General features: G+C 47.5%; 19 protein-coding genes. 9 read left to right on the top strand and 10 right to left on the bottom strand.

Translation table 11 applies throughout. The annotated features are described in order from the left end of the window. Positions 1-46: 46 nt before the first annotated feature. The gene (locus tag BUB81_RS08910) at positions 47-2,272 is read left to right on the top strand and encodes an NADP-dependent isocitrate dehydrogenase (protein WP_073321647.1); all 2,226 of its coding nucleotides are present in this window, start codon (positions 47-49) and stop codon (positions 2,270-2,272) included. 142 nt (positions 2,273-2,414) lie between these two features. Beyond that, positions 2,415-3,335, top strand: a complete 921-nt coding sequence (locus BUB81_RS08905) for a sugar phosphate isomerase family (RefSeq protein ID WP_073321644.1) — start codon at positions 2,415-2,417, stop codon at positions 3,333-3,335. 94 nt (positions 3,336-3,429) lie between these two features. Here BUB81_RS08905 and cspD read toward each other — a convergent pair whose 3' ends face one another. Then, positions 3,430-3,648 carry a cold shock domain-containing protein CspD gene (gene cspD, locus BUB81_RS08900; protein ID WP_073321642.1) on the bottom strand — a complete coding sequence of 73 codons (219 nt, stop codon included), beginning with the start codon at positions 3,646-3,648 and terminating at the stop codon, positions 3,430-3,432. Between the two features lie 212 nt (positions 3,649-3,860). On the opposite strand from cspD, the gene clpS reads away from it, so the two are divergent. Both clpS and clpA read left to right on the top strand, forming a co-directional pair. Next, positions 3,861-4,181, top strand: a complete 321-nt coding sequence (gene clpS / locus BUB81_RS08895) for an ATP-dependent Clp protease adapter ClpS (RefSeq protein ID WP_073321639.1) — start codon at positions 3,861-3,863, stop codon at positions 4,179-4,181. Positions 4,182-4,207: 26 nt separating this feature from the next. After that, positions 4,208-6,487, top strand: coding sequence for an ATP-dependent Clp protease ATP-binding subunit ClpA (gene clpA / locus BUB81_RS08890; protein WP_073321636.1), 2,280 nt, complete (start codon positions 4,208-4,210; stop codon positions 6,485-6,487). 106 nt (positions 6,488-6,593) lie between these two features. On the opposite strand, the gene infA is transcribed toward clpA, so the two are convergent. The 4 genes from infA to trxB all read right to left on the bottom strand — a co-directional run bounded on the left by infA (position 6,594) and on the right by trxB (position 9,465). Beyond that, entirely contained in the window at positions 6,594-6,812 is a 219-nt protein-coding gene (infA, locus tag BUB81_RS08885; protein WP_070175908.1) for a translation initiation factor IF-1, read from the bottom strand. Positions 6,813-6,940: 128 nt separating this feature from the next. Beyond that, positions 6,941-7,705 carry an arginyltransferase gene (locus BUB81_RS08880; protein ID WP_073321633.1) on the bottom strand — a complete coding sequence of 255 codons (765 nt, stop codon included), beginning with the start codon at positions 7,703-7,705 and terminating at the stop codon, positions 6,941-6,943. Then, entirely contained in the window at positions 7,705-8,460 is a 756-nt protein-coding gene (gene aat, locus BUB81_RS08875; protein WP_073321630.1) for a leucyl/phenylalanyl-tRNA--protein transferase, read from the bottom strand. The genes BUB81_RS08880 and aat overlap by 1 nt, the downstream gene beginning before the upstream one ends. 51 nt (positions 8,461-8,511) lie before the next feature. After that, entirely contained in the window at positions 8,512-9,465 is a 954-nt protein-coding gene (gene trxB, locus BUB81_RS08870) for a thioredoxin-disulfide reductase (protein WP_073321627.1), read from the bottom strand. 292 nt (positions 9,466-9,757) lie between these two features. Between trxB and yfbV the strand changes: the two genes are divergently transcribed. Continuing rightward, positions 9,758-10,204 (top strand): terminus macrodomain insulation protein YfbV, encoded by a 447-nt coding sequence (gene yfbV, locus BUB81_RS08865; protein WP_073321623.1) that lies wholly within the window; start codon positions 9,758-9,760, stop codon positions 10,202-10,204. On the opposite strand, the gene BUB81_RS08860 is transcribed toward yfbV, so the two are convergent. From BUB81_RS08860 to BUB81_RS08850, 3 genes are all read right to left on the bottom strand, one after another. Further along, positions 10,185-10,703, bottom strand: coding sequence for a SprT family zinc-dependent metalloprotease (locus tag BUB81_RS08860; RefSeq protein ID WP_073321620.1), 519 nt, complete (start codon positions 10,701-10,703; stop codon positions 10,185-10,187). The genes yfbV and BUB81_RS08860 overlap by 20 nt on opposite strands. Further along, positions 10,700-12,574 carry a signal peptide peptidase SppA gene (gene sppA, locus BUB81_RS08855; RefSeq protein WP_073321617.1) on the bottom strand — a complete coding sequence of 625 codons (1,875 nt, stop codon included), beginning with the start codon at positions 12,572-12,574 and terminating at the stop codon, positions 10,700-10,702. The genes BUB81_RS08860 and sppA overlap by 4 nt, the downstream gene beginning before the upstream one ends. Before the next feature lie 88 nt (positions 12,575-12,662). Beyond that, a complete protein-coding gene (locus BUB81_RS08850) occupies positions 12,663-12,854 on the bottom strand; it encodes a hypothetical protein (protein WP_073321615.1) in 192 nt (63 codons plus the stop codon). Positions 12,855-13,088: 234 nt separating this feature from the next. Between BUB81_RS08850 and BUB81_RS08840 the strand changes: the two genes are divergently transcribed. Both BUB81_RS08840 and BUB81_RS08835 read left to right on the top strand, forming a co-directional pair. After that, positions 13,089-13,706, top strand: a complete 618-nt coding sequence (locus tag BUB81_RS08840; protein ID WP_370164097.1) for an HvfX family Cu-binding RiPP maturation protein — start codon at positions 13,089-13,091, stop codon at positions 13,704-13,706. A 105-nt stretch (positions 13,707-13,811) separates the two neighbouring features. Further along, positions 13,812-14,369, top strand: a complete 558-nt coding sequence (locus BUB81_RS08835) for an NAD(P)H nitroreductase (RefSeq protein WP_073321609.1) — start codon at positions 13,812-13,814, stop codon at positions 14,367-14,369. 94 nt (positions 14,370-14,463) lie between these two features. Here BUB81_RS08835 and pyk read toward each other — a convergent pair whose 3' ends face one another. Further along, positions 14,464-15,900, bottom strand: coding sequence for a pyruvate kinase (pyk, locus tag BUB81_RS08830; protein ID WP_073321606.1), 1,437 nt, complete (start codon positions 15,898-15,900; stop codon positions 14,464-14,466). A 346-nt stretch (positions 15,901-16,246) separates the two neighbouring features. Beyond that, on the bottom strand, positions 16,247-17,098 hold the full coding sequence (locus BUB81_RS08825; protein ID WP_073321603.1) for a MurR/RpiR family transcriptional regulator: 852 nt from the start codon (positions 17,096-17,098) through the stop codon (positions 16,247-16,249). A 294-nt stretch (positions 17,099-17,392) separates the two neighbouring features. Here BUB81_RS08825 and zwf point away from each other — a divergent pair, with 294 nt between their 5' ends. Further along, entirely contained in the window at positions 17,393-18,886 is a 1,494-nt protein-coding gene (gene zwf / locus BUB81_RS08820; RefSeq protein ID WP_073321600.1) for a glucose-6-phosphate dehydrogenase, read from the top strand. Between the two features lie 2 nt (positions 18,887-18,888). After that, on the top strand, positions 18,889-19,581 hold the full coding sequence (gene pgl, locus BUB81_RS08815) for a 6-phosphogluconolactonase (protein ID WP_073321596.1): 693 nt from the start codon (positions 18,889-18,891) through the stop codon (positions 19,579-19,581). Positions 19,582-19,584 lie beyond the last annotated feature (3 nt).

Raw genomic sequence — 19,584 nt, 5'->3', positions numbered from 1 at the left:
GAACGGAAAAATACGCAGTCTGCTACTGCAACTATTGAGGTACAGAATGACCACTCGTAAGTCGACAATTATTTACACTAAAACCGATGAAGCGCCAATGCTGGCGACCTACTCATTCCTACCGATTATTCGCCGCTTTGCCAGCGCTGCGGGTATCGAAGTAGAGGTGAGTGACATTTCATTGGCCGCTCGTATTCTGGCAAATTTCCCGGATTACTTAACCGACGATCAAAAAGTGCCTGATGCCCTGTCCGAGTTGGGCGAGATGACGCAAGACCCAGAAGCAAATATCATCAAACTGCCAAACATCAGTGCGTCGATTCCACAATTACGCGCCGCGATTAAAGAATTGAATGCTATTGGTTTCAATGTCCCCGCCTTCCCTGAAGATCCGAAGACAGACGAAGAAAAAGACATTCGAGAGCGCTACGGTAAAGTACTGGGCTCTGCAGTAAACCCGGTCCTGCGTGAAGGTAACTCAGACCGTCGTGCGCCTGCTGCGGTTAAAAACTATGCGAAGAAACACCCGCATTCAATGGGTGAGTGGAGCCAGGCTTCACGTACTCACGTTGCACACATGCGCGGCGGTGACTTCTACTCTGGCGAAAAATCAGTGACTGTAGAAAAAGCGGGTCACGTTAGCATTGAGTTCACTGGCAAAGACGGCAGCAAAAAGACGTTGAAGCCTCGCGTTGATTTGCTGGAAGGCGAAGTGATTGACGGTATGTTCATGAGCAAGAAAGCGCTGTGCGAATTCTTCGAAGAACAAATCGTAGATGCGAAAAACACGGGCGTACTGTTTTCTTTGCACGTAAAAGCGACCATGATGAAGGTTTCTCACCCCATCGTATTCGGTCACTGTGTAAAAGTATTCTATAAAGAACTGTTTGAAAAATACGGTGAGTTGTTCGACGAGTTGGGTGTTAACCCGAACAATGGTCTGGGTAGCGTTTACGACAAGATTTCAACGTTACCTGAATCTCAGCGCTCTGAAATCCAGCGTGACATCAATGCAATTTATGCAGATCGTCCACTGCTGGCGATGGTTAACTCAGACAAAGGTATTTCAAACCTGCACGTACCCAGTGACGTAATCGTTGATGCGTCAATGCCGGCGATGATCCGTAACTCTGGTCAAATGTGGGGTCCGGATGGTCGTCCTTATGACACTAAAGCGGTTATTCCGGAAAGTACTTACGCGACTATTTATCAGGAAGTTATTAACTTCTGTAAAACGCACGGTGCCTTTGACCCAACTACCATGGGTACAGTACCGAACGTAGGTCTGATGGCACAAAAAGCGGAAGAGTACGGTTCACACGACAAAACCTTTGAAATGGAAGCTGACGGTAAAGTTCAGGTCATCGACCAGGACGGTAACGTACTGATCGAGCACGACGTGGAAGAAGGCGATATCTGGCGTATGTGTCAGGCTAAAGACCTGCCAATTCAGGATTGGGTCAAGCTGGCTGTTACACGTGCTCGTCAATCGGGTATGCCTGCTGTGTTCTGGCTGGATGATGAGCGTGCTCACGACGCACAGCTTATCAAGAAAGTTGAGAAGTACCTGAAAGACCACGATACAGATGGGTTAGACATTTCTATTATGTCTCCTGTTCGCGCTATTCGTTATTCAATGGAGCGCGCTATCCGCGGCCTGGATACCATTTCAGTGACCGGTAACGTTCTGCGTGACTACCTGACTGACTTGTTCCCAATTCTCGAGCTGGGCACCAGTGCGAAAATGCTGTCAATTGTGCCGCTGATGGCCGGTGGTGGTCTGTATGAGACCGGTGCGGGTGGTTCAGCACCTAAGCATGTTCAGCAGTTTGTTGAAGAAGGTCACCTGCGTTGGGATTCACTGGGAGAGTTCCTGGCATTGGCTGTATCGTTAGAAGACGTTGCTATTAAGCACGACAACGCGAAAGCGAAAGTCATCGCAGCTGCGCTGGATAAAGCAACAGAGTCACTGCTTAACAACGGTAAATCACCGCTGCGTAAAGCCGGCCAGTTAGACAACCGTGGTAGCCATGCCTATCTTGCTCTGTACTGGGCGGAAGAGTTGGCGAAGCAAACTGACAACGCTGAGCTGGCTGCTGAGTTTGGCCCTATCTACGACAAGATGGCGGCGAATATCGACAAGATCATTGCTGAGATTGACGAGTCACAAAGCAAGCCTCAGGACATTGGTGGTTACTACTTCCCAGACGAAGAGAAAACCAGCAAAGCAATGCGTCCAAGTAGCACACTGAACAGCATTCTTGATGCATAAAGCGTAATGCTTCAATGATATCCTTAAAAAGCCGGCAAACAATGCCGGCTTTTTTTATGGCAATTTCTATCTTTTTTTACATTGTTTGCTACCGGTGGCACAATGGCGCATTCAGGTTACGTTTGTGCGAAAAGGTTAGACAATGACAACACATAAACCCGCGTTTTCAAGAGAAGATAAAAATAACAATGTTTGGCTTTCCTATGCTGAATCGGCAGACTGGCGACCCGTGGATAAAGGCTTGTCGCCGACGGTTTTGCCCAGTGAGATGGCGATCGGCGAAGCAATGTTGAATGAGTTAATGCTGACTGCGGAAGAAAAGTCCGGCGAGATCAATATTGCGTTACTTGGTGGGCGGGGCGCACAGCAATTACACCGTTTGTTGGGTGAACTGGCAGCTAAGACGGAACATGATGCATTATTCGCAAGGCTTAATGTATTTACTCAGGATGCGCTTGCACCTATGGCTATGCAAAATGGGCTGAGCTTTGTGCGTGACTTCGAGCGAATTCTTGGCCCGGCGTTTTTCGAAAAGATTAATAGTTTCACGCCTATGCAAACGGATTCTGATGACTTAGAAGGCAGTTTTATTGCCTATTTGCAAAAGCTCGAGTCGTTGGGTGGCCTGGATATCTTTTTTATTGGCCATGGACCAGAGGCTAATGAGGCGTCGCATTTGGCTTACATCAAGCCGTTTTCAGGTGCACAAGCGCATCATCTGGCGGGTCTAATTCCCATTTCCAGCAGTATTCTTGAGCATCACATCAGTAAATTTAAAGCCGGTGGTAGCCAGGTTAGTGAGGCCGACGAGCAAGAATGCCGGCATGCGCAATATATTTTGACTCTTGGCCCAGCGACGATTTTGAAAGCAAAGAAAGTAGTGCAATCCGTCGTCGATGCGGAAACGGCACCAGCCAAAGTGGCAACATATCAAAAAGTGCTTCATACCACGATAAGTAATGACCAGGCGGAAGCTGCAGAGCAGTTAAATGCAAATCCGGGGTTATGGGTTCGGCTACATCCCAATTTTAAATCGTTCGTATTACCAAATTTAGGTGTGTAATTAAGAAGAAAAACGGGCGGTAGCTTAAATAAACAAGCCTTACTCGTCCCCGGGTAAGGCTTGCTAACTATTCGATGTCTGCTTACGAGGTGACTTAGCGCTCTTCGTCCTCAACAAGACCAATGTTCTCAGCGTGCAAGCCTTTCGGGCCTTGCTGCACTTCGAAGGTCACTTCCTGGCCGGCCTTGAGTGACCGATAGCCTTCCATTTGAATCGTTGAATAATGAGCAAAAATATCTTCGCCACCTTCCTCGGGCACAATAAATCCAAACCCTTTCGCATTGTTAAACCATTTAACTTTGCCAACCGCCATACTTCGACTTCCTCTTAATCCTTGAACTCACGGGAGTCTGCCCCCACAATACAATTGAACACAGGGCAGTGCATGCTTTGTGCGTCACTCACAAAACATACTAAAACTGTAGATATTTTAACCGCATTATGCAAGTGCAATTTATTTTTTTTCCAGACAAAATAATGGTAAAAAAGATCTGAAATTCCTTGCAAGCGCACTATGATTAAATTATGAGTAAAGGTAACGCCATTAGTATCGATAAAGAGCGACTACTCGAACGGGAGCGTCAGAAGACGGAACCGCCTCCGATGTACAAGGTCTTATTGAATAATGATGACTACACGCCCATGGACTTCGTGGTTGAAGTTCTTATGCGTTTCTTCCGGTTGGATGCTGAAAAAGCAAACCAAGTGATGTTAACCGTTCATTACCGGGGCAAAGCCGTTTGCGGCATTTTTACTGCTGAGATAGCAGAAACAAAGGTAATGCAGGTGAATCAGTATGCCCGTAAACATCAACATCCTTTGATGTGTACGATGGAGCAGGCGTGAGTCAATTTTGAGAAGGGGCAATATATATGCTGAATAAAGATTTAGAGCAGACCTTAAACGAGGCTTTTGTGTTCGCCAGAGAGCACCGTCATGAGTTTATGACGGTTGAACACTTGCTGTTAGCCCTGCTGGATAATCCGGCTGCTCAGGAAGCCCTGAAGGCCTGTGGGGCCGATATAGACAATATTCGTGGTGAATTAGTTGAATTCGTCAAAGACACCACACCATTGATTCTGGAAGACCAGGCGGCCGATCGCGAAACGCAACCGACACTGGGATTCCAGCGCGTGCTGCAACGCGCGGTATTTCATGTCCAGTCGTCGGGTAAAGAAGAAGTTACCGGCGCAAACGTACTTGTTGCGATTTTCAGTGAGCAGGAAAGTCAGGCTGTTTACATTCTCAAAAAATCCGATGTCACGCGTCTTGATGTAGTGAACTTTATTAGCCACGGCGTAAGCAAGGCAGAGGACGATGCGCCGGAGAGCAACGAAGCCGGTGAAGAGAGTGCTGAGGGTGAAGAGTCAGGCTCGGCGTTATCCAAATACGCGACGAATCTGAACAGACAAGCCCAGGACGGTAAGATTGATCCGCTGATTGGTCGCGACGATGAACTGGAACGCACCATTCAAATCCTGTGTCGTCGCCGTAAAAACAATCCACTGCTGGTTGGTGAAGCGGGCGTTGGTAAAACAGCGATTGCGGAAGGTTTGGCTTACCGCATTGTTGAAAAACAAGTCCCCGAGGTAATTGCAGAGTGTACGGTGTACTCACTGGATCTGGGCGGGTTGCTGGCCGGAACCAAATACCGCGGTGATTTTGAGAAACGCCTGAAAGGCATTCTCAAAGAATTGTCGAAAGACAAAGACGCGATTCTGTTTATTGATGAAATCCATACCATTATTGGTGCGGGTGCGGCGTCCGGTGGCGTAATGGATGCATCAAACTTACTGAAGCCGAAGCTGAGCTCGGGTGAACTGCGTTGCATTGGTTCTACTACGTATCAGGAATACCAGGGTATTTTTGAGAAAGACCGCGCACTTGCGCGTCGTTTCCAGAAAGTGGACGTGGCAGAGCCAAGTGTGAGTGACACGACTAAAATTCTGTTGGGCCTGAAATCCCGGTACGAAGAGCATCACAGCGTACGCTTTACACAAAAAGCGTTGCAGGCAGCAGCCGAGTTGTCGGCGAAGTACATCAATGAGCGTCACTTGCCAGACAAGGCGATTGACGTAATGGATGAAGCCGGCGCGAGCCAGCGTTTATTGCCGCAATCCAAGCGTAAGAAAGTGATTAACGTGGGTGACATCGAGCAAATTATTGCCAAGATGGCGCGTATCCCGGAGAAGTCTGTTTCAGCTTCTGATAAAGAAGTGCTGAAAAACCTGTCTCGCAACCTGAAAATGGTGGTGTTTGGTCAGGACAAGGCCATCGAGTCTCTGGCAGATGCTATTCACTTGTCGCGTGCAGGCTTGGGCAATGAACAAAAGCCTATTGGTAATTTCCTGTTTGCCGGTCCGACCGGAGTGGGTAAAACAGAAGTCACGCAACAACTGGCTAAGATTATGGGCGTAGAATTAGTGCGCTTCGATATGTCTGAGTACATGGAGCGCCATGCGGTAAGCCGCTTGATTGGTGCGCCTCCTGGTTACGTTGGATTTGATCAGGGCGGTTTGTTGACTGACGCGGTAATTAAACACCCGTACTCAGTGGTACTGCTCGATGAAATCGAAAAAGCGCACAGTGACATATACAACATTTTGTTGCAGGTAATGGACCACGGTACGTTAACCGACAACAACGGAAGAAAGGTCGATTTCCGCAATGTTGTGTTGGTGATGACCACAAATGCCGGTGTGCAGGAAACCGTGCGTAAGTCGATTGGCTTTAAACAGCAGGATCACAGTCACGATGCGTTGTCTGAGATCAATAAGGTATTTTCGCCTGAATTCCGCAACCGTCTGGATTCAATCATCTGGTTTAATCACCTGGATTCAGAAGTTATCCTGCAAGTGGTCGATAAGTTCATTATCGAGTTACAGGCGCAATTGGATACCAAAGGCGTATCGTTGGAAGTGTCTCCGGCTGCCAGAGCGTTCCTTGCTGAAAAAGGCTACGACAAGGCAATGGGAGCGCGTCCTATGGCCAGGTTGATTCAGGAGTCGCTTAAGAAAGAACTGGCTAACGAACTGTTGTTCGGCAAGTTAAGCAGTGGCGGTGATGTTACTGTTGATCTGAAAGACGACAAACTGACGTTCAGCTATAACTCGCAGGACAAAGTGGCATCGGCAACAGAATCCAGCGAATAGTCATAGCATCGTTACCACAAAACTAAAAAACCCGAACATTGTGTTCGGGTTTTTTTGTTTTACCGGTACCGGCAATTGCAATGCGGGCTGAACGTCCGCGTATTGATTAGCGCGCGCGGTAAACGATACGGCCTTTAGACAGGTCGTAAGGCGTCATTTCAACCGTAACTTTATCGCCTGTCAAAATACGAATATAGTTTTTACGCATTTTTCCAGAGATATGGGCAGTCACAACGTGACCATTTTCTAATTCAACACGGAACATGGTATTAGGCAGAGTATCCAGTACCGTACCTTCCATTTCAATACAATCTTCTTTCGCCATCTAGAGCAATAACCTCAATAAACTGTCAATTTTTTCGCCGCGCAGACCTTAACCAATTCACTGCCTTATGTAAAGTAATTAATGATGTAAATACACGATTTGCGTGTCTTCTATGCGCTTTTTACTTGTTAGCGAACAGAAGTGTCGTTCGACTGTGAAATGGTTTGCTGAAATGTGTCAATCTCGTCGGCACAATTTATTCGGTGCCATTGGTGGTCGGCGTAGCGTTCGTGGGGGAAATATTTGTTTTTGTAATTCATTTTACGGCAGTCATCAATTTGGTAACCCAAATAAAGATACGTTTTGCCCTGCTGAGCGGTCACCTTTATCTGACTTAAAATCATCCAGGCGCCCAGTGACTGTTTTTCGTAATCCGGGTCAAAAAACGTGTACATGGCTGAATAGCCGCCATGGCCCAGAACACTGTCAACCTCGTCGGTAACGGCTACGCCAATCAGCTTGTCGTTGTCGTACGCTTCAATAAACAAGGGTTGCGACCAGGCACATGCTAAGAAGCCGTCGAATTGCGACTGACTGGGTGGGTACATACTGCCATCGGCATGACGTTCATTGATGTACCGCTCGTAGAGTGGGTAATATCGTGCATCCGGCTTGTAGGCAACATGGACCTGCAGATGTTTATTTTTATTCAGTATGCGACGCTGGCTCCGTGACGGTTTGAATTCGTTAACCGGTACACGTAACGACTGACACGCCGAGCAGGCTTGGCAATAAGGGCGATACACCTGATTGCCACTGCGACGAAATCCGGCTTGTATCAGCTGAGGGTAATGAAAGGCACAGGCGTCGTCGTCACCGACAAATACCAGCAATTGCTCGTCTCGTTCCGGTAAGTAGCTGCAGCTGAAGGATTGCGTTATGCCAAATTTCATTACAACGTAATTGGTTGGGGTTGCCAGCGATGAGTATATTCTGAACAGATATAGCCCTCTGAATCAAGTGTTTGATTCAGTGCTCGGAGTTCGGTAATAAAGCTACTGCGCGGAATGGATTGGGCGCCCAGGCTGCTTAAGTGTTCAGTGGGGAGCTGACAATCAATAAAACTACACTGATGTTTCTGCATGTGCGCAACCAAATGCGCAAGTGCGAGCTTTGAGGTATTGGGCTGATGGTGAAACATGGATTCACCGCAAAATACACGACCAACGGCTACGCCGTACAAACCACCGACCAGTTGGTCATTGTCCCAGACTTCTACGGAATGTGCCAAACCAAGCTCGTGAAGCTGAATATAGGCTTCTATCATGTCCTGGGTGATCCAGGTCGCTGTCGAGGTGGTGGTTGTACCGTTATTGCCACGGTGTAAGCGGGGAATCGATGCACACTCCTGAATAACCGCGCGAAAGTCTTTGTTTAACGTTACTGTATAACGCTGCTTCTTAATTAACTTTCCCAGGCTCTTTGAGCATTTGAATTGGTCAATCGGAATAATGGCCCTGACTGACGGCGACCACCATAAAATGGGTTCACCTTCACTAAACCAGGGAAATATGCCTTGTGAATACGCAGAAAGTAGTCTGCCGGGAGATAAGTCGGCGCCATAGGCCAACAGGCCGTCCGGGTCATCTAATGCATGCTGTACAGCAGGGAAGGGGGTATCAGGTTCAAGATACGGCAGTGTGATCATAAGCAGTAAACAACAGCGGCATCGTATGATGCCGCTGCCTGAATTACCTGATTACTTCAGCGCGTCCAGGAAGCGCTCTGCGTCCAGCGCGGCCATACAGCCGGTACCTGCAGACGTGATAGCCTGACGGTAAATATGATCGCTTACGTCACCAGCAGCATAAACGCCTTCAACGCTGGTTTGTGTCGCGTTGCCTTCAGTGCCGCTGTGAACCTTGATATAACCGTCTTTCATTTCTAACTGACCTTCAAAGATGTCGGTGTTAGGTTTGTGGCCAATAGCCACAAATAAGCCCATCACGTCCAGCTCTTCTGTCACATCAGAGTCAGTCGCTTTAATGCGCACGCCGGTTACACCCATGTCGTCGCCCAACACCTCGTCTAATGTGCGATTAAGGTGCAGTACAACGTTGCCGTTTTTGGCTTTGTCCATCAAACGGTCGGCAAGGATTTTCTCGCTACGGAAGCTGTCACGACGGTGAATAACGTGAACTTCAGACGCGATATTTGAAAGATACAACGCTTCTTCAACGGCAGTGTTACCACCACCAATAACGGCCACTTTCTGGTTGCGATAGAAGAAACCATCGCAGGTCGCACAGGCTGACACGCCTTTCCCCATGAACGCTTGCTCTGAAGGCAAACCAAGGTACTTAGCTGACGCACCGGTGGCAATGATTAGCGCATCACAGGTGTACGTGCCGCTGTCGCCAAACAGAGTGAATGGACGCTTAGTCAGGTCAGTTTTGTTGATGTGATCGAAAATAATCTCGGTGTTAAACTTCTCGGCATGCTGCTGCATACGTACCATCAGGTCCGGACCTGTCAGGCCTTCAGGATCGCCCGGCCAGTTTTCCACCTCGGTCGTCGTGGTCAGCTGTCCACCTTGTTGCATACCGGTGATCAGTGTGGGTTGCAGGTTTGCACGTGCAGCGTAAACGGCTGCGGTGTAGCCTGCGGGGCCTGAACCTAGGATGAGTAGACGTACGTGTCTGCTTTCTGCCATGTTTGTCTCCAGTGTTCACTCATTTCTTACTGGCTGAAATGAGCATTTAATAATGGGTGTATACGGTACATCGTCGGTCGAGGATTGTTTTCATCATCGCCAACGCATACCGAATAGCGGGAATTAATACCAATAGTGAGGTCAAATCGAATACTTTCAATAGTGGCGGTATGATATTATTTATTGCCCTAAAAAATGACCTTTTTTCGTGTTTCCGGTCTATTATTAGTATTATGCTTGTAAAAGCAATCCAAGTTTGGGGTTGAATGACGTTTTACCAACGAGGTTACCCATGGCGCAGTCTGTAACAACCATGCTGAAAGACGGGCAGGAATACATGAAGACCTGGCCGCTTCGCAAAGAATTGTATGCACTCTTTCCCGACTGCCGGGTAGTGGCTGCGACGCGTTTTGCGATAAAGGTAATGCCACCTCTGGCGGTGCTAGCCTGCGCATCAATTATTAACGTAATGGGGAGCGAACATATTCCTCAGGCCATTGCTATCGGTGCTTTTTTCCTGAGTATGCCTATGCAAGGGTTACTGTGGCTTGGGCATCGTTCAAACCAAACATTGCCTCCGGCAATTCAATCCTGGTATCAGGAGATCCATTCGAAAATGCGTGAGCAGGGCTGTACTGTCCAGCGCTACAAGGGAAAACCCAAGTACCGGGAGTTAGCACGGCTGTTAAAAACCGCATTTGAAGATTTAGACAAAGCGTTTACCCGCAATTGGTTTTAGGTTCTGGCTGTTCAATCAATCGCGTTAGTCTCGCGCCGCATTGACGGCACATATACTGTTGTTTACCCCTCATGACGGCATTGTGACGTCGTACACTTAATTCCACCGGTCCACAAGCACAGGCATAGGTAAACGATTTCAGTTGTAACGGACCTAAATCAAACGTGTGCCGGGTGTTCGGCTCGCAGCCAAAAACGTCAGACATCATCGACTGCCACTCAATACCATGCGGCTTTACCCTTCCATGTATCTGATACACCAGTAAATGGCTTACTTCATGTGGGATCACATCAGAGAAGTACGCCTCTTTGTTATGGGCAAACAAAGTAGGGTGGAGGTTAATTCTGTTTTGTTGCAAAAACGCCGTCCCGGCATGCTTGCCACTGCGGCGGTATGTCACGAGGGGAGCGGGGAATGACCGGTTAAAATACAACGCCGCCTTGGCGTAAAGATCCTTAAGGCGGCGTTCGATGTCGGTCTTATCGAGTTCGTTTATCAACGTGCCTCGACCACATTACAGGGCATGCACAAGGTATAGATGCCATGCGGGTCATTCAGGCTCGCCATGATATCAATGTCGTTCAGAGCGGTTTTCAGCAGACCCATAAATGGCGATTGCGAATCACCAAACTGGAATTTAACTGCATATACCAGGGCTTGTCCGAAGAACTCTTTCCAGAACTGCTCTTTAGGAGACAACTTACGCTGAACGTATACTGGCTTAAAGGTTTCCAATTCGGCAAGCTCTGCAGCTGCGTCAATGGCTGCATTCAGATCGCCCAATTCATCTACCAGACCATGTTCAAGCGCGTCAGTACCGATCCAGACTCGGCCCTGGGCAATCTTATCTACGTCTTCAACTGTCATATCGCGCGAATTCGCCACGATAGACAAGAACTTACTGTACTTGCTCTCAACACTGCGCTGTATAAACTGGCTGTACTGCGGGCTCAGTCCACGGGCAGTCGATAAACCGGCCATGTCGGTTGTCGCTACACCATCGGTGTTGATCCCCAGATAGTCCAGACTGTTTTCGTAGGTCATAAACATGCCGAATACGCCAATCGAGCCAGTAATGGTGCTGGGGGAAGCGAAAATCTTGTCGGCATCAGTCGAGATCCAGTAGCCACCAGAAGCCGCATAGGTGTCCATTGAAACTACCACAGGCTTACCCGCTGCTTTCAGGTTCAGTACTTCCTGACGGATGATTTCAGAAGCTGAAGCACTGCCCCCAGGAGAATCGACCTGTAATACAACCGCTTTAACGTCATTGTCTAACCGCGCCTGGCGAAGCAACCTTGCAGTGCTGTTACCACCAATGGTGCCGGCATTGCGTTCGCCATCCAGAATGATGCCTTTAGCAACAACAATACCCACTTTGTCACCATGTGGTGTCGGCATTGGTAATGATGGGTTGATCACGCTGTTGTAATTGCGAAACGAGGTAATTTTAAATCCGGCTTTGTTGTCGGCTTCGCCCACCAGCTCTGCCATTTCCTGACGGATTTCCTCACGGGTTTTTAATGCGTCGACCCAACCGTTCTGAAGAGCGTAAGTGGCCATATCGCCGCCTGCCTGTTCAAACTTCTCGTTGAGCTGAGCCAGCGAGTCGTCAAAGTTAGACAAAGGCATGTTACGAGCTGAGGCCACATCTGCTTTATATTGTTCCCAGTAAGCATCCAACCAGCGCTGGTTACTTTCTTTAGCAGCAGGAGACATGTCATCGCGAATGTAGGGCTCTACGGCAGATTTATATGTGCCTACGCGAAAGATATGCGTAGTAATTTTGAGCTTTTCGAGAGCGCGTTTGTAATACATCTGATAGTTTGCATAACCTTCCAGCATAATTGCGCCAACCGGATTCATGTAAACGTGGTCTGCATGTGCTGCAAGGTAGTATTGCGTTTGCGTGTAGTAATCCGCAATGGCGTAAACCGGCTTGCCAGAGGTTTTGAAGTCGTCGATGGCTTCAGCGACGGTACGCAACTTGTTTAAACCCGCTCTTCTCAACCCTTGCAGGTCAAGAATCAGTGCAGTGATACGCTTATCCTGTTTTGCATTATCCAGCACGGAAATAATATCGCGAATGAGTACTTCCGGATCTTCGGGTTCTTCATTGAGCGCTTGCTGAAAGAATTGTTCTGCCGGATCGATAGCTGTTTTTTCAATGACTAACGAGCCGTTAAGCGTTAATACTAACGCGCTGTTTTGCGTTACCTTAACGGTTTGGTCTTCCTTCGAGGCAACCATGAAGATGCCGACGATGATGACGATAAAAATGACGTTAAAAAATAACTTTCGACAAAAGTTGAGGGCAGTCCAGATGCCTACAAAGAGGGCTTTTGTCCAGCTTGTACTTTTTTGAACCATATTGACTACATACCTTCGCTGCTATTCATTGTTATGTTATCGAAACTCACATAATTCGCGAATTAAATTTGTAATGAAATGTAATAACTCATTTCTTCAGGCGTTTATTACCACCGCTTGACTCTGCCGGGCCATTCGTGTCCTGATTTAGCCATTGCAGAATAACACTGGCAATGTGTTTGTGCTGCTCATCAGACATCATCATCAGTAAACGACCTTTGCGCTCACTGTAACCTACCTTGCTGTGTCCCCGGTGCATGATGCGTAAAAATTTACTCATAGCCTGAAAGTTTTAAGGTTAAAGGGCGATCTGTATAGGCATAACCGCTGACAGCGTGCCACGTGTTTGGATTGTACACTATTATCATTTCGTTCAACGTTAAGATATACGCGATAACTTTAAGACTGGTTCGCTGATTGAATAATTTACGAACAGTAAAAACCAGATGGCACGCATGCTGCATTTTTACAAACAATAAAACAGATAATTATATAGGTACCAGGTGTGATAAAACTGTGCTTTAAAATCCAACAGCAACTGCAATTACTAACCCGGCATATAGATGGTGTGGTGTTGCTCCTGATTCGCTTGTATCTGGCACCTGTGATGGTGCAGGCTGGCTGGCAAAAGCTGGCTAATTTCGATAGCACAGTTCAATGGTTTGGAGACGCAGAATTTGGTCTGGGCCTGCCGTTTCCGTATCTACTGGCAATACTGGCGTCGTTGGCAGAGTTTATAGGCGGTCTGTTGTTAGTGCCGGGATTGGCAGTTCGTTGGGTTAGTATTCCTTTGCTTATCACTATGATCGTTGCCATGGTTACCGTGCATGCTGAAAACGGTTGGCTGGCAATTGCTGATTCAAATAGCTGGCTTGCCGATGGTACTTTATTGATGAATCCGTCGGTTATGGAAGCGCCAGAGAAACTGGCTGCCGCCAAATCATTACTGGAAGAACATGGGTATATTGAATGGCTTACCAGCAGTGGTAATTTCGTCATTCTCAACAACGGTATTGAGTTTGCGGCGACCTATTTCGTCATGTTGCTCGTGTTGCTGTGCTTTGGGGCAGGGCGCTACACTAGTATCGATTATTACCTGTCCCGATATATTGCCCGTCGATGCGGCTTGTAAATCATCGTTGCTAACGTTATCGTCTGCGAGTCTTTAGTTTTAGTTCGGTCACAGGTGATTCGTTCTGTGACTAGCAGTCATTTTTTACAGACATCAGAGGCTTTCATGGATGCGTTAACACTTTTACTTACCCGTCGCTCTCAACCCCGTTTGTCCGCACCGGCGCCACAAGGTGAAGCACTGGAAAATATCAAATTAGCGGCCTTGCGTACCCCGGACCATGCCTCACTGGCCCCATGGCAGTTTTTAGTAATTGAAGGCAAAGGTTTGGACCAACTGGGTGCATTGTTTGAGCAATCAGCCATAGATAACGATAAGTCTGAACGAGAAATACAACGTGCGCCTCAGTTACCGGTGAGAGCGCCTATGATCATCGTAGTGGCAACAAACTACCAGGAGCATGAAAAGGTGCCTCAGGTAGAGCAGTTGGGGTCTGCTGCGTGCGCAACGATGGCAATGCAGATGGCCGCGGTTGCTCAAGGTTTTCAGGGCATTTGGAGAACGGGGGCTTACGCGCATTGTCCTGTTGTGAAAGCCGGATTAGGAATAGCTGAAGAGAATGAAATTGTTGGTTTTTTGTATTTAGGTACACCGGTCCAGGAAGTACCGCAGAAACCAGTACCAGAGACGAGTGAGTTTTTTAAACCCTGGCCTCAAAAATAACGTAAGTATTGGATCTGGGCCGGGTCAAAGTCATAAAAAAAGCCAGTTGTATGAAGCAACTGGCTTTTTATTTTAACAGAAATAAGACGTAGTCTTATTCAACGTCAATAATTTTAATCGCATTGGTTGCCCCAATCGTTTCCATGCGGTCGCCGTGCGTCAGAATAAAGGTGTCGCCAGCTTCAACCAGGCCGTGTTCTTTCAGTAAAGCAACAACATCGTTCTTCAATTCGCCTGGCGCGCTTTCGCTGGAGTTAAAGTACATTGGTTTAACTCCGCGATACAATGCCATGGCATTCAGCGTACCTTCGTGACGTGACAGAGCTACAATAGGCAGCTTGGTTGTAATACGCGACATCAGGCGAGGCGTGCTGCCACTTTCAGTCAGGCCTACAATGGCTTTTACGCCTGGCAGGTGATTCGCTGCGTATACTGCTGACAACGCAATGGTCTCGCTAACTGAGTCAAACATTTCGTCCAAACGGTGCTTGGAGAACTTGATGCTAGGGTGGGTTTCTGCGCCTTCACATACCCGCGCCATTGCTTGTACGGTTTCAACCGGGAAATTACCCGCTGCTGTTTCAGCAGACAGCATGACAGCATCGGTGCCGTCTAACACGGCGTTGGCTACGTCCATTACTTCGGCACGTGTTGGCATAGGGCTGTCAATCATGGATTCCATCATCTGAGTCGCCGTAATGACTACCTTGTTCAGTTGACGTGAACGTGCAATCAGTTTCTTTTGCACACCAACCAGCTCAGCATCGCCGATTTCGACACCCAAGTCCCCGCGGGCAACCATCACTGCATCTGACGCGCGTATAATGTCGTCAATTGCTTCGTCGGTTGCTACGGCCTCTGCGCGTTCCACTTTGGCACAAATTTTTGCATTACAACCCGCTGCAATGGCCAGCTCACGTGCGTAATCCAAATCTGCGCCACTTCGAGGGAAGGACACTGCCAGATAATCTACGCCAATCTCTGCAGCCGTTACGATATCGCGCTTGTCTTTCTCAGTCAGTGCTTCTGCTGAAAGGCCACCACCCAAGCGGTTGATACCTTTGTTATTAGACAGCTTTCCACCAACGGTAACTACGGTGTGTACCTTACGGCCTTCTACACCTGTTACTTTCAATTGAATGCGGCCATCATCCAAAAGCAGAATGTCACCCGGGCTCACATCATCCGGCAGCGCTTTATAGTCAATGCCTACCTGCTTTTCGTTACCTGCATCTCGGTCAAGCTCTGCGTCCAGAATAAAATCAGCGCCTACAGCAAGGTGTACCGCGCTGTTTTCAAAGCGTGATACACGGATTTTAGGGCCCTGAAGGTCACCTAAAATAGCTACGTATTTGCCAAGATTACGGGCAGCAGCGCGAACTCGCTTAGCGCGCTCAATATGATCTTCTGCCTGTCCGTGAGAAAAGTTCATTCGAACCACGTTGGCGCCAGCAGCAATGATGGCTTCTATTTTTTCTTGTGTATCAGTTGCTGGGCCTAATGTCGCTAATATTTTTGTTCGTCTCGTCATAGTGCTTTTCGCTTTCGTGTTAAGTGAGGGGACTACCCTAGGGAGTATTGCTGTAAATCTATTTCGTAATTTAATTACAAAATACTAGACGAATTTGACCAAATTGTGAATGGCAGATTAAAGATTCTTTATAAGAATTATTATATGACGGTGTAAAAACTATCCAAATATAGCTATTTATCTATAATGGAGGGTGAGCTTATAGCGTTTTAGAGGTGTTTTGACGTTAAAATACAAGCTTGTTAGTTACCTACACCGCAATTATAAAGGGCAGGTGGTTAGTTGAAAACAGATACAAAAAAAGAGGCTGCTACGCCTCTTTTTGATATGAATCGATACTCAGGGCTTAGCCGCCGCGTTTCTCAAATCGTGAGCCTCGCAAGGTGTCTTTCACACGTTTCAGATTTTCACGGAATTTGTTGCCGCGACGCAGCGTAAATCCGGTTGCGAGAACGTCGATTAACGTTAATTGGGCTATACGAGACGCCATCGGCATATACATATCGGTGTCTTCTGGGACCTCGAGAGATAGCACAAACGTACACTCCTGGGCCAGCGGACTATTCGCCGAAGTAATCCCTACCACAGTGGCGTCGTTGTTTTTAGCAATTTGCGCGATTTCCACCAGACTTTTGGTACGGCCAGTATGTGAGATCAGTACAACCACATCACCCGAACCGCAGTTCATGCAGCTCATGCGCTGCATCAGGATGTCTTCAAAGTAGACAACCGGCACGTTGAAGCGGAAAAACTTATTCAGGGCATCGTGTGCAACAGACGCAGATGCACCCAGTCCGAAAAATGAAATACGCTGCGCCTGTGTAAGCAAATCGACTACGCGATTAACGGTATTTACACACACAGATTGTCGCGCGACTTCCAGTGAGGCCATGGTAGATTCGAAAATTTTTGTTGTGTACTCGTCAGGGCCGTCATTCTCATCAACGTGGCGGTTAACGTAAGGCGTACCGTTGGCCAGACTTTGCGCTAAATGCAGCTTAAAATCCGGGAAGCCCTTGGTATCCAGGCGCCGACAAAAGCGATTTACCGTTGGCTCGCTAACGTCTGACATTTTAGCCAATGTTGCTATACTGGAGTGAATTGCAGATTGAGGGTTTGCCAGTATTACTTCTGCCACTTTGCGTTCTGACTTACTGAACGCCGATTTATGTTGTGTTATTTTTTCTAAAATATTCATATTCTTGCAGTTACACTTCAGTAAAATAGTGTGTTTTCCCATGCGTTATACTACTGAATATGAAAGAACGTACAAGAAAAATGTAATTTTTTAACATTATTTACAGCATCGATTTCCAAAATGAAACTGCTGTGGCGGGGCCTGTAGCGTAATATCACCCACCGTTATAAATTCATCCGGAATGATAAGTTGTAATTTTACTACATTTGTTGTTAACTATATGGCAACAAAATACCCCGATAGCGTAAGACTTCGACTGACGCTATCCGAACAATTTGAGATAAGGCCGATTACATGGTGATGGATAGTTCTTTTGAAGCCTGTGATTTTGTGTTGTTTGGCACCAAAGGTGACCTTTCACGACGCAAGCTGTTACCTTCGCTGTATCAGTTGGAAAAAGCAGGTTTGTTACATCCCGACTCAACACTGATTGGTGTTGCCCGCCAGGAACAGACTAACGAAGGTTACGTTGAAGACGTTCGTGCTGCACTGGACGAATTTGCCGGTGAGACCATTTGTGAAGAAACCTGGGAACGTTTCCAGGCACGCTTGGCTTACGCGCAAATCGATATGAAAGATATCGCCAGTTACAGCGCGTTAGAAAAACACGTAAATGCAGAGCGCACAATGGTGTGTTACCTGGCAACCCCGCCAGCGATTTACGGTGATATTTGTCGTGGTCTGCACGGTTGCAATATTATTGATTCCAGCGTTCGTCTGGTGCTGGAAAAGCCCATTGGTCACGATCTTAAATCGTCAAAAGTCATTAATGAGCAAGTGGCTGAATACTTTGACGAAAGCCAGATTTATCGTATTGACCACTACCTGGGTAAAGAAACGGTTCTAAACCTGATTGCCCTGCGTTTCGCTAATTCAATCTTTACTACTAACTGGGACCACAACTGTATTGACCATGTTCAAATCACCGTTGCTGAGTCAGTAGGTATTGAAGGGCGTTGGGGTTATTTCGATGACGCCGGTCAGATGCGTGACATGGTTCAAAACCACTTGCTGCAGATTCTGAGTCTGGTTGCTATGGAGCCGCCAACAACACTGAATGCCGACAGTATTCGTGATGAAAAGCTGAAAGTGCTGCGCGCACTGCGTCCTATTAATTCTTCTAACATTAATGACGTTACCGTAAGAGGCCAGTACACCTCTGGTTTCGTTAAAGGTAAAGAAGTACCCGGTTACCTGGAAGAAGATGACGCCAACACAGTAAGTAAAACGGAAACGTTTGTTGCTATTAAGGCTGAAATCGACAACTGGCGTTGGGCCGGTGTGCCGTTTTACCTGCGTACAGGTAAACGCCTGCCGACTAAAGTGTCTGAAGTTGTTATCTATTTCAAACGACAGCCTCACAACATGTTCAGCGACAGCTTCAAAAATCTGCCGCCAAACAAGCTGGTAATTCGCTTACAGCCTGATGAAGGCGTAGAGATCACGGTAATGAATAAAGTACCGGGATTAACCAGTTCTGGTTCTATGGACCTGCAAAAATCTAAACTAAACCTGAGTTTCTCTGAAGCGTTCTCTGATGAGCGTATTCCGGATGCTTACGAAAAGCTGTTGCTTGAGGTGATGTTAGGTAATCAGGCACTGTTCGTTCGTCGCGATGAAATTGAACAAGCCTGGAAATGGGTCGATTCGATTCTTGCTGCATGGGATAGCACTAACGAGCCACCAGAGCCTTATCAGGCTGGTACATGGGGCCCGGTTGCGTCTATTGGATTGCTGGCTCGCGAAGATCGCAGCTGGTACGAAAGCAAAATTACCAAGAAAAAGTAGTTATGGCATTAATTGAATCTGTATATGAAAGCGCTGAGGCGTTAAATACGGCATTTGCTGATGACATTGCTAGATTGCTGTCAGATGCGATTGCATCCCGAGGCAAAGCCAGTTTGATGGTGAGTGGCGGACGCACGCCACTGCCATTATTTCAGGCGCTGTGTAACGCTGATATCGACTGGTCGAACGTAGATGTTTCTCTGGTAGATGAACGTTGGGTTGACGAACAGGACGATGCCAGCAACACCAAGCTGGTTAAGCAAAATCTGTTAGTGGGCAAAGCCGCAGCCGCGCGCTTTGTTGACATGAAATCAGCGGAGTCTGATGCCGCGGACGCAGTATTAGACTGTGAAGCCAGACTGGCTACAATGTCTCAACCTTTCGACGTGCTCATTTTGGGCATGGGCGAAGATGGTCACACGGCTTCTCTGTTCCCCTGTAGTGAGCAGCTTGAAGCCGGTTTGGATATGAACAGTGGCAGAGTGTGTATTGCAACTCAGCCAACGACAGCGCCACATCAGCGTATGTCTTTAACGTTGCCAGCTATTGTGTCGAGCCGGAATATCTTTCTTCACCTGACAGGTGATAAAAAACGTGACGTTTTGAATGATGCGCTGGCGAATGCGTCAGCAGCCGAAAAGCCCATCGTAGCTGTTGTGAACGCTGCGCAGGTGACATTAAAGTGGGCGCCGTAGGAG

The sequence above is a fragment of the Marisediminitalea aggregata genome (genome assembly GCF_900129565.1).
GTDB classification, from domain to species: domain Bacteria; phylum Pseudomonadota; class Gammaproteobacteria; order Enterobacterales; family Alteromonadaceae; genus Alteromonas; species Alteromonas aggregata.
The sequence above is the reverse complement of the archived record's forward strand: the minus strand, read 5'-3'. Positions and strand labels throughout refer to the sequence as shown.